12 protein-coding genes and 2 tRNA genes are annotated in these 15,630 nt (G+C 46.5%); 6 read left to right on the plus strand and 8 right to left on the minus strand.

Annotated features, from left to right (window positions below; translation table 11 throughout):
- Positions 1 to 4 precede the first annotated feature (4 nt).
- The 3 genes from PV783_RS00300 to PV783_RS00310 all read left to right on the plus strand — a co-directional run bounded on the left by PV783_RS00300 (position 5) and on the right by PV783_RS00310 (position 1,634).
- Complete coding sequence (locus PV783_RS00300; RefSeq protein ID WP_420986835.1) at positions 5 to 1,102, plus strand: sensor histidine kinase; 1,098 nt, start codon at positions 5 to 7, stop codon at positions 1,100 to 1,102.
- Complete coding sequence (locus PV783_RS00305) at positions 1,086 to 1,505, plus strand: response regulator (RefSeq protein WP_159454505.1); 420 nt, start codon at positions 1,086 to 1,088, stop codon at positions 1,503 to 1,505. Before PV783_RS00300 ends, PV783_RS00305 begins: the two co-directional genes overlap by 17 nt.
- 56 nt (positions 1,506 to 1,561) lie before the next feature.
- A tRNA-Ala gene (locus tag PV783_RS00310) sits at positions 1,562 to 1,634 on the plus strand.
- A gap of 53 nt (positions 1,635 to 1,687) precedes the next feature.
- Here PV783_RS00310 and PV783_RS00315 read toward each other — a convergent pair.
- From PV783_RS00315 to PV783_RS00335, 5 genes are all read right to left on the minus strand, one after another.
- Positions 1,688 to 2,971 carry a response regulator gene (locus PV783_RS00315; protein WP_420986836.1) on the minus strand — a complete coding sequence of 428 codons (1,284 nt, stop codon included), beginning with the start codon at positions 2,969 to 2,971 and terminating at the stop codon, positions 1,688 to 1,690.
- Positions 2,972 to 3,050: 79 nt separating this feature from the next.
- Positions 3,051 to 3,623 (minus strand): chemotaxis protein CheB, encoded by a 573-nt coding sequence (locus PV783_RS00320; RefSeq protein WP_420986837.1) that lies wholly within the window; start codon positions 3,621 to 3,623, stop codon positions 3,051 to 3,053.
- A gap of 18 nt (positions 3,624 to 3,641) precedes the next feature.
- Positions 3,642 to 4,469: a CheR family methyltransferase gene (locus tag PV783_RS00325; RefSeq protein ID WP_420986838.1), complete on the minus strand. Its 828-nt coding sequence runs from the start codon at positions 4,467 to 4,469 to the stop codon at positions 3,642 to 3,644.
- A gap of 2 nt (positions 4,470 to 4,471) precedes the next feature.
- Positions 4,472 to 4,846: a response regulator gene (locus PV783_RS00330; protein WP_420986839.1), complete on the minus strand. Its 375-nt coding sequence runs from the start codon at positions 4,844 to 4,846 to the stop codon at positions 4,472 to 4,474.
- Between the two features lie 5 nt (positions 4,847 to 4,851).
- On the minus strand, positions 4,852 to 8,862 hold the full coding sequence (locus tag PV783_RS00335; RefSeq protein WP_420986840.1) for a response regulator: 4,011 nt from the start codon (positions 8,860 to 8,862) through the stop codon (positions 4,852 to 4,854).
- Between the two features lie 135 nt (positions 8,863 to 8,997).
- Here PV783_RS00335 and PV783_RS00340 point away from each other — a divergent pair, with 135 nt between their 5' ends.
- Positions 8,998 to 9,420 carry a response regulator gene (locus PV783_RS00340; RefSeq protein WP_420986841.1) on the plus strand — a complete coding sequence of 141 codons (423 nt, stop codon included), beginning with the start codon at positions 8,998 to 9,000 and terminating at the stop codon, positions 9,418 to 9,420.
- 148 nt (positions 9,421 to 9,568) lie between these two features.
- Here the strand turns inward: PV783_RS00340 and PV783_RS00345 are convergent, their stop codons facing one another.
- Complete coding sequence (locus PV783_RS00345; RefSeq protein WP_420986842.1) at positions 9,569 to 10,966, minus strand: S41 family peptidase; 1,398 nt, start codon at positions 10,964 to 10,966, stop codon at positions 9,569 to 9,571.
- A gap of 130 nt (positions 10,967 to 11,096) precedes the next feature.
- Between PV783_RS00345 and PV783_RS00350 the strand changes: the two genes are divergently transcribed.
- Positions 11,097 to 13,385, plus strand: coding sequence for a hypothetical protein (locus tag PV783_RS00350; RefSeq protein ID WP_420986843.1), 2,289 nt, complete (start codon positions 11,097 to 11,099; stop codon positions 13,383 to 13,385).
- A gap of 66 nt (positions 13,386 to 13,451) precedes the next feature.
- On the opposite strand, the gene PV783_RS00355 is transcribed toward PV783_RS00350, so the two are convergent.
- Entirely contained in the window at positions 13,452 to 13,868 is a 417-nt protein-coding gene (locus PV783_RS00355) for a VOC family protein (RefSeq protein ID WP_079473579.1), read from the minus strand.
- A gap of 60 nt (positions 13,869 to 13,928) precedes the next feature.
- Entirely contained in the window at positions 13,929 to 15,152 is a 1,224-nt protein-coding gene (locus PV783_RS00360) for an ROK family transcriptional regulator (RefSeq protein WP_079473647.1), read from the minus strand.
- A gap of 237 nt (positions 15,153 to 15,389) precedes the next feature.
- Between PV783_RS00360 and PV783_RS00365 the strand changes: the two genes are divergently transcribed.
- Positions 15,390 to 15,471: transfer RNA gene (locus PV783_RS00365), tRNA-Leu, on the plus strand.
- Positions 15,472 to 15,630 lie beyond the last annotated feature (159 nt).

Genomic DNA, 15,630 nt, shown 5'->3' on the forward strand with positions numbered 1-15,630 from the left:
TTTAATGAAAGAAAACCGCATAAGAATATTATACATAGATGATGAGATTCATAATCTGAATGCGTTTAAAGCAAGCTTTCGCAGAAGTTATGAAATTTACACGGCTACTTCAGCACAGGAAGGCAAACTGCTCCTGAAGGAGATCATGGTGCATATTATCATCGCAGATCAGAAAATGCCAGTATCTACAGGTGTGGAATTCTTCAATGAAATTAAAGATACCCTGCCTGACCCGATGCGTATTTTGCTGACCGGTTATACCGATGTGGAAGATATTATCGATGCCATTAACAAAGGGCACATCTACTCCTATATCAAGAAGCCCTGGGATGAGCATGAGCTGCATAAAACCATTAATAACGCCTACGAAATATACCGTACACGGAAGCAGCTCCGGGAAAAGATAGAAGAGCTGGAGAAAACGAACGATGAGCTGAACCGGTTTATTTATTCCACCTCGCATGACCTCCGTTCCCCGCTAATGTCTGTGCTGGGTATTATCAATCTGTCCAGGCTGGATAATTCTGTGGTGGATCCCAACGGTTATATAAACATGGTAGAAACCTGTGTGTTAAAGCTGGATGATTTTATCCAGAAGATCATTGAGTATTACCGTAATTCCCGGTTGGAGATAGAATATGAGAGAATTGATTTCAACACGCTGCTGAACGACTGCATCACTGCGTTTAAACCGCAGAATACCCAGATCCGTTTTCAAACCAACGTGGATCAGGCAGTTGATTTCAGGGGAGATACTTTCCGGATCAGTGTTATTTTAAACAATCTTATTTCAAATGCTGTTAAATACCAGAAGCCGGAGGAAACAAATCCAATGGTCAACCTGGCGGTTAAAGTGGAACCTCACAAAGCAACCATCTGTATACGTGATAACGGGATCGGAATTTTAAGTGAACATCTGAACAATATTTTCAAGATGTTCTTCCGGTCCAAAAATAATAATAAACCGGGCAGTGGTATTGGCTTGTATATTGTTAAGGAAGCGCTGAGTAAGATAGGCGGTACCATCAATGTAGAGTCCAAGTATGGAGAGGGCACCCAATTTGAAATTACCATCCCTAACAGAAATGAATTCGATACCTGACCTGCGAGTCATATTGATTGATGACAATGAGATTGATTTGTTGCTGCATGAGAAGTTGATCGGATTTCAACAAATCAGCAGAACAGTGATTTCCTTTGTAAATGCCAATAAGGCACTGGAATTCCTATCTTCCAATATTGCCCTTCCCAAAATTCCGCCTACGGTGATCCTGCTGGATATCCAGATGCCGGAGATGGATGGCTTTGAATTTCTGCAGGCATTTGATTCCTACCCCAGTAAGATTAAGTCCCAATGTCATATTGTAATGGTGTCTTCCTCCCTGGATTATGGGGACATTACCCGTACCAACGCGAATCCTATGGTAATTAAACTGCTCCGGAAACCCTTATTGTTAAAGGATTTAAAGGAAACGGTGGAAGGAATTTTCAAAGATTTTCTATAAAATGTTGGTGTTTACAGGAAAAAATATATTTTTGCATCCCGAAGAAAGCAATAAACGGGGGATTAGCTCATCTGGTAGAGCGCAAGCATGGCATGTTTGAGGTGAACGGTTCGAGCCCGTTATCCTCCACCCTTAAAGCCTGACACAATGTGTCGGGCTTTTTTTATGTGTGTACCCGGCGATCAGGCAAATGCGTCGCTCAAACTGGTGGCCACCGGCCTGGTTTGTTTCAGAGGTAATACGATGATGAAGGTAGCGCCCTCTCCTTCCCTGCTCCTGGCGGTGATAAGTCCGCCGTGTTTATCAATTACCTTTTTAGCGATAGCCAGCCCGATGCCGGTCCCTTCATAAAGATCGGAAGTGTGGAGACGCTGGAAGATGGTAAATATTTTAGAGAGATATTTTTCATTGAACCCGATTCCGTTGTCGCGGATAACGATGCGGCAGTATTGACCTCCTTCAAAGGCCGCACTGTCGGGGTTTAGATCCGTTACGATATCTGCGGTGATATCTATCTGAGGGGGTATATCTTTCCGCGAAAACTTTAATGCGTTGCTGATGATGTTTTGAAACACCTGGCGTATTTGCCCCGGAACCGCTTCAATCTGAGGCATTTTTTCCACAGTGATGATCGCGTCCCGTTCAACAATCATCAGCTCCAGGTCCACCAGGATCTCCTGGATAATTTTATTGAAGTCGGTAACTTCGTTTATGCTTACCCCGGATAAACGGGAATAGTTCAGCAGGTCGTTGATGAGCCTTGCCATGCGTTCTGACGACCCTACAATCCTTTCCATATAGGAAAGGGCGTTAGGGTCTGTATGCAGAAACTTGTCTCTTAAAATAGCACCGAAAAGCTGAATCTTCCGCAAGGGTTCTTTCAGATCATGAGAAGCAACGGACGCAAACTGTTGCAGGTCGTGGTTACTGGCTTCCAGCGATTTATTAATCTCTCTCAGTTCTTCTGTTCTTTCCCTTACTTTCTGCTCCAGCATTTCATTTACCTGCTGCTGGTGTGCAATCAGTGCTTCCTGCGCGAGCTTTCTTACTTCTACTTCTTCTTTGAGCGACTGATGCATTAGCTTCAGTTCCTGTGATTGCTGATAAAGACGGGAGAATGTTTTTACTTTCATCAGGAGGATGTCAGGATCTACCGGCTTGGTGATATAGTCGATCCCGCCGGAGTCATATCCTTTTACAATAAAGCGTTTGTCTTTATTTACGGCCGACAGGAATATAATCGGAATGTCTTTCGCCTTACTGTGTCCGGAGAGTGCTTCCGCTACTTCAAAGCCATCCATGCTGGGCATCTGCACATCCAGGATGATAAGGGTATAGCTGTGTTTAAGTATTTTTTTCAGCGCTTCCTCACCAGACAGCGCGGTGTCCACTTCGAACTGGTATAGTTCAAGGGTTTTCCTGATAGACAGTATATTTTCCGGCTTATCATCTACAATTAAGATCATATAACATACTCGTTATAACAAGAGGGCGACGGGTGGAAAACGGCCCAATGTATTCTTTTAAACATTGACAGCTCAATAATCATACCTCTGCCATTCGGTTTATGAAGGCAGCCATTTCGGATGGCTGCAGGATAATATCAACGGGAGCGTGCAGGATGGCTTGTCTTGGCATATAATCCGAATCCGCAGTGGCCGGGTCCTGCACGGCGGTGGTGCCGCCGGCATCGTGTACATCTATCAATCCTTCGGTACCATCGGTATTGGCGCCCGAAAGCAGTAAGGCGGTCATCCTGCCGCCATAGGCCAGCGCTGCGGATGTAAAGGTAACATCAATACTCGGCCGGCTGAAATTCACCTTCTCCGAATCATCCAGGGAAAAGGTATGATCTGTTTCTATCAGTAAATGGTAGTCGGCCGGCGCAATGTAAATAGTAGCCGGTAACAATGGTTCTTTTTCTGAAGCCTCTTTAACCGGCAAAGTGGATTTAGCCGACAGCAGGTCCGTTAGTACAGATTCATAATGGCTTTGGCGGTGCAAAACAATTAAAATGGCTGCAGGAAGCGAGGCAACAAGTCCCGGCAATAAAGTCAGGATAGGATGCAATCCCCCGGCGGAACCGCCTATTACAATTAAGTATGGTGCTGTGGTCATATGCCTCTTGTTTTGTTATTACAGCTGCACCTTTCGCCAGATCTTTTCCCGGTTTTCGAGTTGTTTGAATTTGCCGGTTACGCTGGTGAAGTTAAGTGTTTCCTTACTTCCCAGCGCCAGGAAGCCCAGCTGTTCCAAACTGTCACTGAATAGTGTTAATACCCTGTCCTGTAATTTTTTACTAAAGTAGATCAATACATTGCGGCAGATGATTAACTGGAATTCATTAAATGAGCCATCTGTTACCAGGTTATGTGGTGAAAAAATGATCTTCTCCCCGAGGTCTTCCCGGAACTTGGCATATTCATAATTGGCGGTATAATAGGATGAGAAATCTTCGCGGCCGCCGGCCTCCATATAGTTGCGGGAGTATTGCTGCATTTGCGAAAGCCGGAACATTCCTTTGCGGCCCTTTTCCAGTACACCCGCATTGATATCGGTAGCATAGATGACCGCTTTGTGCAGCAGTTTCGCTTCTTTGAGCAGGATGGCAAATGAATATACTTCCTCACCGGTGGAACAGCCGGCATGCCATACCCGGATAAACGGATAGGTGGCCAGCACCGGCAATACCTGGGTACGCAATGCCTGGTAGAAAGAAGGGTCCCTGAACATCTCTGTTACATTTACCGTTATTTCTTCCACAAAACGTAATGCGTATGCCGGATCCGAAATAATACGGTAGCGGTATTCGGCAAAACTGGGAAAGCGGTCTGCCTGGTACAGATGATTTACCCGCCGGTTAATAGAAGCGGGGGCATACTCTGTAAAATCATACCCATATCTCTCCAGTATATCATTCAGCAACAGGGATACTTCCTGTTCGCTTATCAGGTTCCTGCTCACGTTTATTCAGATAAATATTGTTGTAGCTGCAACAGTAACTCATCTACATCAATCGGTTTGGAAATATAGTTGTCGGCGCCTGCTTCCAGGCATTTTTCACGATCGCCTACCATTGCCTTTGCTGTTACTGCAATCAGCGGCAGCCGGGTGTTCCACGGCATGGCACGGATGGCAGAAATAGTTTCATAGCCATCCATATCGGGCATCATGATATCCATCAGCACAGCTCCTATTGCATGCTCTGCTGATAACACCTGCAATGCTTCCGCACCGGTGCTCGCTGATACGCATGGAATATTCCTGGATCGCAACACTGCCTTTAACGCAAAGATGTTGCGTGCATCATCATCTACAATTAATACCTGTTTGTGTTCCATAAAAACTATTTCATGGCTTTATCGTATAACCATACCCGTAGTAATGACAACAACTGATCTACATCCACTGGTTTGGAAATGTAATCCGAAGCGCCCGCCTGCAAACATTTCTCCCGGTCGCCCATCATGGCTTTTGCAGTAACTGCAATCACCGGCAATCCTTTCAGCCCCGGTTGTTTCCGGATAGCGGCAATAGCATCGTATCCGTCCATTTCGGGCATCATCATATCCATCAGCACAATGTCTACCGGATGTTCTTTCAGCTGCTGCAGCGCCTCTTTACCATCAATGGCAGACAGCACCTTCATCTGGTGTTTCTCCAGTGCTTTTGTTAAAGAGAAGATATTGCGCACATCATCATCTGCCACCAACACGGTTTTATCTTTCAATACTTCATTCAATACGCCCATCTTTCCATTTCCACCCTGTGCTGCCGGCGCATTTTCAGATACCAGGTGCAGGAACAGGGATACTTCGTCCAGCATACGCTGATAGGAATGCGCCGTTTTTATCACGATAGAATCAGCATACTGACGGATTCGTTGTTCTTCTGCCTTTGATAAACTTTTACCAGTGAAAATGATAATCGGGAGATTTTCCAGTCCCTTTATTTCCTTCACCATTTCCAGCGCTTCATAAGCCTGCTGATCAGGAATTCCCATATCGAGGATCACACAATCCACATCGTGCTGTTGCAGCAGGGACACCCCCTCTTCCACGTTATTGCTGATTTCGGAACTTACCTGGTAGTTACTGAGGAAATAAGCCAGCGCTTTGGCGTGTTTGGCATTTTCTTCCAGGATCAGTACTTTTTTGGTGGAACGCTGCAATACAAATTCCATTTTTTCAAAGATCAGCTGCATGCTTTCCGGATCTACCGGCTTGCTGATAAAGTCGACGGCGCCTTTCAGGAGGCTTTCTTTTTTTGCTTCCATGGAAGACATGATATGCACGGGTATCGGTCTGGTGGCCGGATCACTTTTCAGTTCTTCCATTACCTGCCAGCCATCTTTTATAGGCAGCTGGATATCCAGCAGGATACCGACCGGCTTGTAGATACGCGCCAGCTCTGCAGCTTCATCACCACGCACGGATACAATCCCTTTGTATCCCCGTGTATGCGTAAAGTCGAGCAATGCCTTTGCAAAATGCGTATCATCTTCCACGATGAGTATTACAGAATCGCCGGTTTCAATAAGGCCGCGGTCATCGTAAACATCTTCCGGAACGGTAAGTGAAAGGAATCTTTTCTTTTGCCCGCCGTTGGTTTCTTCCTCTACCGGTGACGGCAGTACGAAAGATTTATTTACGGATGTTTCTGTTTTGCGGACCACCGGGATGGTAATGATGAATTCACTGCCCTCATTATTGTTGCTGTTCACAGTAATTTGTCCGCCGAGCAGTTTCGCCAGTTCCCGGCTGATAGACAGTCCCAGGCCGGTACCGCCGTATTTCCGCCGGGTAGATCCATCTGCCTGCTGAAACGCTTCAAAGATCACCTGTTGTTTTTCCGCCGGGATACCGATGCCGGTATCTTTTACTGCAAAGCGGATCGTTTGCGGCGCTTCTCCTTCCAGTACTTCCATCCGGACAAATCCCCTCGCAGTAAATTTCAGTGCGTTGGATAACAGGTTTTTGAGGATCTGTTCCAGTCGCAGCTGGTCTGTTTCAATGCTGGCGGGCACAGCAGCGTCCTGATGGATTTGCAGCTGCAGCCCTTTTTCTTTGGCAATCGGTTCAAACAATGCCTGCATATTGGAACAGATATCAGCAATGGACACCTGGTTAAATTCCAGTTCCATTTTGCCGGATTCTATTTTTGAGAGGTCGAGTATTTCATCTATCAGCGTCAGCAGCCCTTTGCCGGAGCTATTGATCACCTGTGCATATTCGACCTGATCGCCATTGAGATTGGCATCGTGATTTTCAGAAAGGAGTCTTGATAACAATAAAATCGAATTCAGCGGTGTACGCAGTTCATGCGACATATTGGCCAGGAACTCTGATTTGTAACGGGTGCTGAGGGCCAGCTCTTCTGCTTTTTTATGTATATCCAGGTTCCGTTCCACGATGATCTGATTTTTTTCTTCAAGGAGACGGCTTCTTTCTTCCAGTTCTACATTCGACTGCATCAGTTCTTCCTGTTGCACTTTCAGTTCTTCTTCTGATACCTGGAGTTTTTGTGTCTGGGCTTCCAGTTCTACGTTCAGGCTTTCCAGTTCACTGTGTTGTGTTTGCAGCTCTTCTGCCTGGGCCTGGGTTTCTTCCAGCAGTTCCTGCAGGCGGGCACGGCTCCGGGTGCTTTGCAGGGCGATGGCGATATTAACGGCGGCCTGTTTCGCAAAGTCGATCACATTATCTTTAAAAGGGAACAGGGAGCCTATTTCTATCACTCCTTCCGTGATCCCTGCATGAATGAGCGGAATGATGAGCACATGGCCGGGTTGTGCGGAAGCCGCAGCACCGGCAATATGCAGGAAATCATCTGGTGCTTCCCGGATGTATAGTGGCTCCTTTTGTAGTACGCTTTGGCCGAGCAGGGTTTTGCCTACTTCAATTACGGGTGGCGCCGGATGGGCCGGCGACAGTGCAAATTCAGCGGATAAGCGCAGTTCACCGGAATACCGGATATACAATACGCCTGTTTGTGCGCCGGTGTATTGTACCATATCTGTTAATGCGTCTTTACTGAGCGAATCCATATCCTTTTCACCGAGCAGCGTTTCGCTGATGCGGTTAAGCCCTGTCTGGATCCATATTTTCTGGTCGGCATGATAACGGAATGTTTTCAGATCTGCGGCCATCTGCACTATTGCGTGGCCAAGTACATCGCCTTCGCTGCGGGGCTTCACATCAATATTAAAATTGCCCTTACCGATACTATCGGCTGCAGTGGCCAGTTCCTGGCTGGTTTCGTCGATAACGGCGAAAGAACGTGCCAGGCTGCCAATAGCATCTTTGGCGTGTACTTCCGGCGCTGATCCGGGTACCCCTTTTGCGATCTTCACTGCCGCAGCCCGCAGCAGTTCCAGGCTATCGGTGATGCCCTTAATAGTATAAGAAATAAATACTACCACCAATACGATGATACCTACCAATATCAGCAGGTAGCGGGTTTTCAGATCATTTTCTTTTTTGGAGATAATTTTTGCATCCCGGCCTACTTTATCCATCACTGAGCGCTGCAGTTGTTTCAGCTGATCTACTGCTAAAGAAGAGTTATCCCACCAGGAGTCTGCATTGAACAGGGTATCAATTTTACGGGAGGTGATAGTGCTTTTAATGAAATCATTTGTGATGGTCATTTCATTGGAGGATTCCATTTTAAGATAATCCTTTGAAACGGCGGGAGAGGCTTTGTCTACCAGCTCTGCGCGCAGGGCAGCATACATGTCGGCATTGTTTTCTATGCGGGCAAAATCTTCCGGCCACACTTCTTTTTTCAGCATGAAATAATAAATATCCATGCGGATCATTCCCTGGTAGGCTGCCATCTGTGCCAGCAGGTATTGTGCATTCATATCCTGCTGAACAGCTTTTAATACCGGGATATCCGGGGTATTGGTATTGGCCAGGTCGTTCAGACGGAAAATAAGGTTGGAATAATAGTCGAGCACTTCCCGTTGCGGCATGCTTTTGTTATCGATGTCCTTTCTTTTTTTGGGAAGTGTATTTAGCAGTGAGTATTGGAAGAAGCGGCTGTCATTGGCCAGCAGTCTGCCTTTTACCGCATCGATGGCGAGATCCGTTTTAGCGCGTTGTGTGAGCAGGTCGTTCAGGCTTCCAGTCAGCATCACATAGTTTACGCTGTTCCTGCGCTCCATATGGATTTCATCGGCTACTCTCATGATAGTGGTGGCAGTGGTAATTTTCTGCACCAGGTTATCGATGGTACTGATATCTTCACTCTGTTTATTGAATACAGCTATACCAAAATATACAAGGCATGCCAATGGTATTACAGCAACTAACATCAGCTTCCTGGGAAGAGGGAGCTGCATAAAGTATTTCTTCATTTGCCTGAGCTTGTTTAATTTTTACGGGGATACTGTCCTGCAATCTATGCTTACAAAGAGTTTGAGCAAATTTTACTTCAAACAGTATCCCTAAAACGAATTATGTGATAATAAAATAACAACAAAATCTTAGATTTGTCTCTATTCCAAAACGATATGCCCGATAGTTGTAAATATACCTCAGTACTTTTAATTGACGATGATATAGATGACAGAATGATATTTGGTGAAGTATTAAAAGAGCTGGCACCGGATATTATTTACCATGAAGCTATAAACGGGGAAGATGCACTATTTAAGCTAAACAACAACCTGGTGCCCGACCTCATCTTCCTTGACCTGAATATGCCGAGAATAGACGGGAAACAGTTTCTTGCAGAAATACGGCAGCAGGATCATTTAAAACATATACCTGTAGTCATCTATACCACTTCTTCACATGAATCTGATAAGAAAGAAACCCGGGAACTGGGAGCCTCTTATTTTCTGACAAAGCCCAACAGTCTTCACGAGCTTACACATATACTGGTAGATCTTTTACAACAAAAGTTGTTTTAATAAAGAAGCCTCACAAAGAATTGTGAGGCAGTTTTTCTACCATTGTTACTATTTTTAAACCCTATATATGCGTGAGCATATGCTTTGTATCTCAAAGATGGGTTTTAAATGATGTTCAAGTGTTAACCGGATCTTAACGACTTCCGCATTAAAATTGCTTCACTATTTCTTCCAGCCATCCGGCCGAATGAAAGTTCACTTTCACCGCAGGTTGAATACCTTTATTATCAATACCCTGCCCTGCGGCCACCCTGCGGGAGCGGGTAACGGGATAGTCTATTGAAAAATCGGGGGCTGTAAACCGCACCCTGGCTACATTGGAGTAATCCAGCGCTCCTGCTGTGGGCGTGCCCATGAGTTTTACTTTCTGGCTTTGTGCGGCTTCCAGTAAAAACTGTTCTGTAGTATTGCTGCATTTACCGTTGATGAGTATCGCTACTTTGGCCGGAGCCGGCAGCGGGGAAGGCAGGATCATGTTTTCATCCGGTCCCATACTCACCAGCCGGCCCTGTAAGCCACTACCCTGTTCGATCGCAGCCCGGATCTGTTCTACGTATTCTTCCGGTAGTTTTCCGGTTTGTTCGTCCAGGACATGTCTCCATGCGGCAATATTATCGGGTGTGGCATAAAAGTCGGCCCCGGTGATCCTCACGGGTTGGGTATACAGTAAAGGCCGCAGGCGTTCAATCAGTTTATCGGCGCCCAGGCCGCTGTTACGTACATCAATTACCAGGTTGGGGTTTCTGCGCAGGTATTCATCGTTTGCATTCAGTACGGAATCTGCCAGTGGATAGAATGCCGCATCAAAGCTGCTTATGCGCAGGTAGCCGGTACTGTCGTTTACCTGCCGGAAAAAGAAGGGCGCGGGCATATCGGCGAAGGCGTGTATTTCTGCCGGTGTGTTGCCGGCTTTCTGTAACGATGCGGCAGCAGGCTTCTGCCACCCCAATGCGGAAAGGCCGTCACGCTGCTTTCCGATGGTGAGTGTATCAAAATTCACCTCCTGCGTTACATAGCTGATCATATCAAATTTATCCGGTCCGGTAGCGGCCAGTTCAAACAACACGTCGCCGGGTTTCCAATCCGGCGATGCCGATTCCATAATCACGGCAGCATAAGTACGCAGCCCCCGCAGGTTCTTTACCAGGGCTACTTTGTAAAGGGAGTCGGCCTGGTAGATTCCGGCTACGCCACTTACCGGCTGTTTTTGCAGCAGGTCCAGCTGCTGGGGAGTGAGGGCAATTTTTTCTTTTAAGGGCGTGTAGCCAATGTGCAGGGCGAGGTGCTGGTCTTTAAAGAAGCGCAGGTAGCGGTTTACCAGCAGCAGGCAATGAGTGGCGCCTTTGATGGTAGCGGCCTGTAACCGGATTTTTGTGAGCATGGCAGTATAAGCCTGCTGCGTAACCGGGGTTACTTTGTCGATAAACCCTACATAATTCTTTTTCAGATACACCTGTACGCTGTCAAATTTCTTCCTGCAATCGCACTCCTGCGCGTTTACAACTGTATTACACAGGAGTAATAACAATACTGCTATTGCTTTCATGGCAAAGGATTTGAATGTTTCTGGCTGATAATAAATGGTCTTTAAATATATATATTCGGGAGGAAACTACCAGAAAATATTTATCATCGTCCACCAATATTAATAAATTACATGTCCTAATAAAGCGCATATGCATTTTGACGAACTGGAAAGGCTGTATAATGAACAGGCATATACTGAAGCAATTACCCAACTGGAAACATACCTGCAGGATAACCCCGGCGAAGCCCGGGGCTGGCAACTACTGGGCTTATCCCAGCTGGAAAACGCCAAAGCCACTGACAACAGGGACCTGGCCACCGCTATGTACAACGAGGCCTACGAGGCATTCAGCCAGGTACTGATCATTGATCCCACGCATGTGCAGGCCCGCGTACACCGCGCCTATATGGGCGCCAATATCATGGCCGACAAAGGAGATGAAACGATCGGCGATTGTGATATCCTCATTGCCGGTGGCGATGAAGAACTGACTACCAAAGCACTACTGTACCGCTTCCAGGTATGGGTGCTAAAAAATGAAACGGAGAAAGCACTGGCAGATATGCAACGCAACCTCGAGGTGTATGGATCACTCTATGCCGATGATCTGCCCCAGCTGAATGTTGCGCGGTTCCAGTGTTTTACCCGCATAGGCGATGTATACTATCATACGGAAAACAGACCCGCTGCACTGGAATACTATAAACAAGCCTTTGAATGTACGGTGTTTAACAACCGCCTGCTGTCTACCACCTGGTTTGCACTGGATATGGCGGATTATGACTTTGCCGCCAGCATGCTGCAGATCATGATCACCGCAGGAGAAAATACAAAAGATGATATGCTGCGTTTGCTGCGGCATATCCAGCAGCTGCTTGCCGACGGCGTGCGGAACGCTGCGCTGGCAAGGGAATTCTGCAAAGGCACTACCGAATTCTGGCAACAGTTTTTTGGAGATGATGATGATGAAGGTACCCTGGAACAGATCTCCACCGGCAAACATTTTATTGCGGAATATCCCGATGAAGCTTATTTCTATCATTATACCGCTACGGCGTTCTTCAACATCGGCAGTTACCAGGAGGCATTGCCGTGGTACGAAAAGTCGCTGGCCATTAAGCCTTATCCATTCAGCGTAGTGAGGTGGTATTTCACGAGCTATAAAGTAAACGGACAATTCCCCGAAAGCTGGCCGGATGTGGAGCATAACATTCCATACGACTGGTACGCAGCGGGTGTTATCTTCAGTGAAATTATTCAACTGGAAAAAGACAACGGCGTAAAACAGGCGTCCACGGCCCTGAAGCGCTTCCTGTATAAAAAAGCATTTGATATTTACCATGCCTATTGGTATGAGAATTCGGGCAACTCTTATGCAGGCCATCCGCATCATTTCGCCATGTGCTGCAACAACTACGGTATTGCTTTGTATGAAGGCGGTATCTTTGTGGAAGCTGCACATGTACACACCATCGGCTACAATATGTCGCCCTTCTGGGAGCAGCTGGAATCCAGGGCAGATGCGTATCACAGCATGGGTAAGCTGGCCGAGGCTATCGCCGACCGGCATACCATCCTGGAAAATTTCACGGAAGTATTGCCGCTGATGTACTATGTGTCTATCCATGAACGCATGATCGACGACCTGTGTACATTAGAGAAACATGCCGAAGCATTGGATCTCTATGAAAAAATACTGGGAGAATATAATACCTGGATTGCAAAGGATATGCAGGAACTGGAAGACTACGACCGGGAAACCATTACGTATAACATTGACCGTATTAAAACCGGCCGGGCTTTTATCCGTACCAATAGCGCTGATGATTTGTCTGAACGTATACTGGCGCTGGAAACACACCTGGTGGAAAAGCCTGACGACAGTGATGCCTATTTCAACCTGATGTACCTGTATTTCGATAATGCACAGTACGAACATTGCATAGGCGCTATCAACAACCGTATTTCCATTGGCGGCATCACCAAACTACCGGTGATTTCACAAATGAAAATCTATTACTTCCGGGGAAAGGCGGCGCTAAAGCTGGGCCGTTATAAAGCGGCCATTACAGATCTGCTGCATACGCTGCAGATTATGTCCAACGGCGACGCGGCAGACAATGCACCCAACTACCGGTTTGGCGTATACGCTTTTCTTGCAGAGGCGTATCTCGGTGAAAAAGAATACGATGAATGCCTTGCATATGCCACACAGTGTTTAAACATTTACGCAAGCAATAACTGGGCGTGGGATACAGAGGCTTCTGCGGTGAGATATACGATGGCACTGGCTTACGAAGCAAAGGAAGATCCTGCCACCTGCAAAAAAATCATTGACCTGATTGTGGCGAATGATCCGGAATTCCGTCCTGCGGCAGAGAAGAAAAACGAATTGAGAGGAGGAGGATTATTTTCTTTTTTCAGGAAGAAGAAATAAATAATTCAGCTGTTTATTTTCTGCATGATATGGAGAAAGTAAACAGCTGAAAAAGATGATTGTCTTTTACATGGGCTTGTTAAAGCTCACCATCCAGAGAAAACCATATTTATCGGTTAACATACCAAAACGGTGTGCCCAGAAGGTTTCAGCCAGTGGCATGGTTACTTTTCCTCCGGCAGATAACGCATTGAATAATTTTTCTGATTCTTCGTTTGATTCCGTACCCAGTGCCAGTGTAATAGTATCCCCATTTTTAGGCGCCGGCCCCATCACGGCATCGGACGCCATAATTTCAAAAGAAGATGTTTTCAAAAAAGCATGCATCACAAGATCTTTCGATGCAGCAGGTACGTTTTCGCTTTCAGGCGCTTCGCCCACTGTCATGATAAACAGTTCTCCTCCGAAGATGCCTTTGTAGAAGTTCATGGCTTCGCGGCAGTTAGTTCCAAACGTGAGATAAGGTGTTAATGTGGTGGACATAACAATCTTTTTTTAGGGTAAGAAGATGGAATTCACGTGAGTAATAAAGTTAGGCAAAAACTAACTTATCAGCACCTTATTTCTTACCAGCAGGCAGGCTCCGATAATACCGGCGCTTTCACCGAGCCGCGACATTTTCAGTTTGGAATCATTACTTACCAGGCTGAGGGAATACTTTTTCATAGCGCTTTTTATGGGCAGGCGGATATGATCCTGTGTAGCGGCCAGTGCGCCGCCGAGTATCACCAGTTCGGGGTTGAAGATGTTCATGAGCAGGGCTACGCCGCGGCCCAGGTTCTCTCCTACTTTAGCAATCAGTTCAATGGCCAGCATATCGTCGTTGTTAGCGGCGTCTATAATATCATGCAGGTGGATATCTTCGGGTGATTGATGGGTGCGGCTGAGCATAGAGGAAGAACCTGCAGCCAGCTTTTGCCGGAACATGTTTACCAGCGCCCATCCGGAGGCTTCCGTTTCCAGGCATCCTTTTTTTCCGCAATGGCAGATGATTTCGTTGTCGAACATCGGGATGTGCCCCACTTCCCCGCTGTAGCCGGATTTACCGTAGTACAGTTCCCCGTTGATGAGTACGCCCATACCTATGCCATAGTCGAGGTTGAGGAACAGCACGTTGCGTTCACCGTTCACCAGGTCGGAGCAAAATTCTCCGTAGGCCATTGCCCGTGAATCATTCTCCAGGAAAACGCGGATACCCACCTTGGCAGCGATGACTTTGCTGAGTGGTTCGTCGTCGAAATAGAAGAGGCTGTAGTTGTAGCCGGTGGCGTAGTTGATGCGTCCCTGGATATTGATACCGATGCCCAGGATCTTTTCTTTTGGAACGGTGAGGCCATCGATAAAGTTGTTGATCAGGAGGCACAGTTGTTCCAGCGAGGCTTTGGTATTGTCCAGTTCGTAGGGCAGTCCTTCTACGGTGGTGACCAGGTTTTTGTGGAGATCCGACAGGCCCAGGTTGAGGTGGTCGTGTTTTACGTCCACCCCAATGAAGAAAGCCGAATCCGGTACCAGTCCGTACAGGTTGGGCTTACGGCCGCCTGTGGACTCTATTTTGCCATAGTCCATCACCAGGCCATCGGCAATGAGGTCGTTCACCAGGTTGGTTACTTTGGGTGTGCTGAGGTTCAGCTCTTTGCAGAGATCAGCGATAGTGGCATTGCCCGAATTGGCAAAGTAGGCCAGTGCGGCCTTTTTCAGGTTGATATTCTTATAGGCTACACCGGTAGCATTTGCGCTGTTTAATTCTTCAAAAAAGGTTTTAGCCATAGCCATCAGATAGACTTTTACAGTAATTGCTCACCAATTTAACAGCTTAATTCTGATTTTTTTAAAATTAGGGCCAGAAACACGCGGAATGTTCTCTATATAAATGATTTTGTTAATTCACAAAAAATAATACCTTTGCAATCCTTTTTGAGCTAAAAAGGGGCTCTTGTCATGTATAGCCGGATGGGGTTTCCGGGGCCGGGACGATACAGGAAGAGTAAGTTCTTTTTATTTATTGCGGATGTGATGAAATTGGTAGACATGCCAGACTTAGGATCTGGTGCCGCGAGGCATGGGGGTTCGAGTCCCTTCATCCGCACATATAATATTATGTGGCAATGCGTCAATATGGCAACGTGATAATGCTATGCTCTCCCTCACTTTCATTGTCACTCCTGTCTTATTCAGACACAGTTTCACCTGATTTTATTCAAAAATAGTTTCCTGCCATTCCTACTTGCCGTTGTGACTTCATGGC

The organism is Chitinophaga sp. CC14, from assembly GCF_048957795.1.
In the GTDB taxonomy this organism is placed as follows: Bacteria; Bacteroidota; Bacteroidia; order Chitinophagales; family Chitinophagaceae; genus Chitinophaga; species Chitinophaga ginsengisegetis.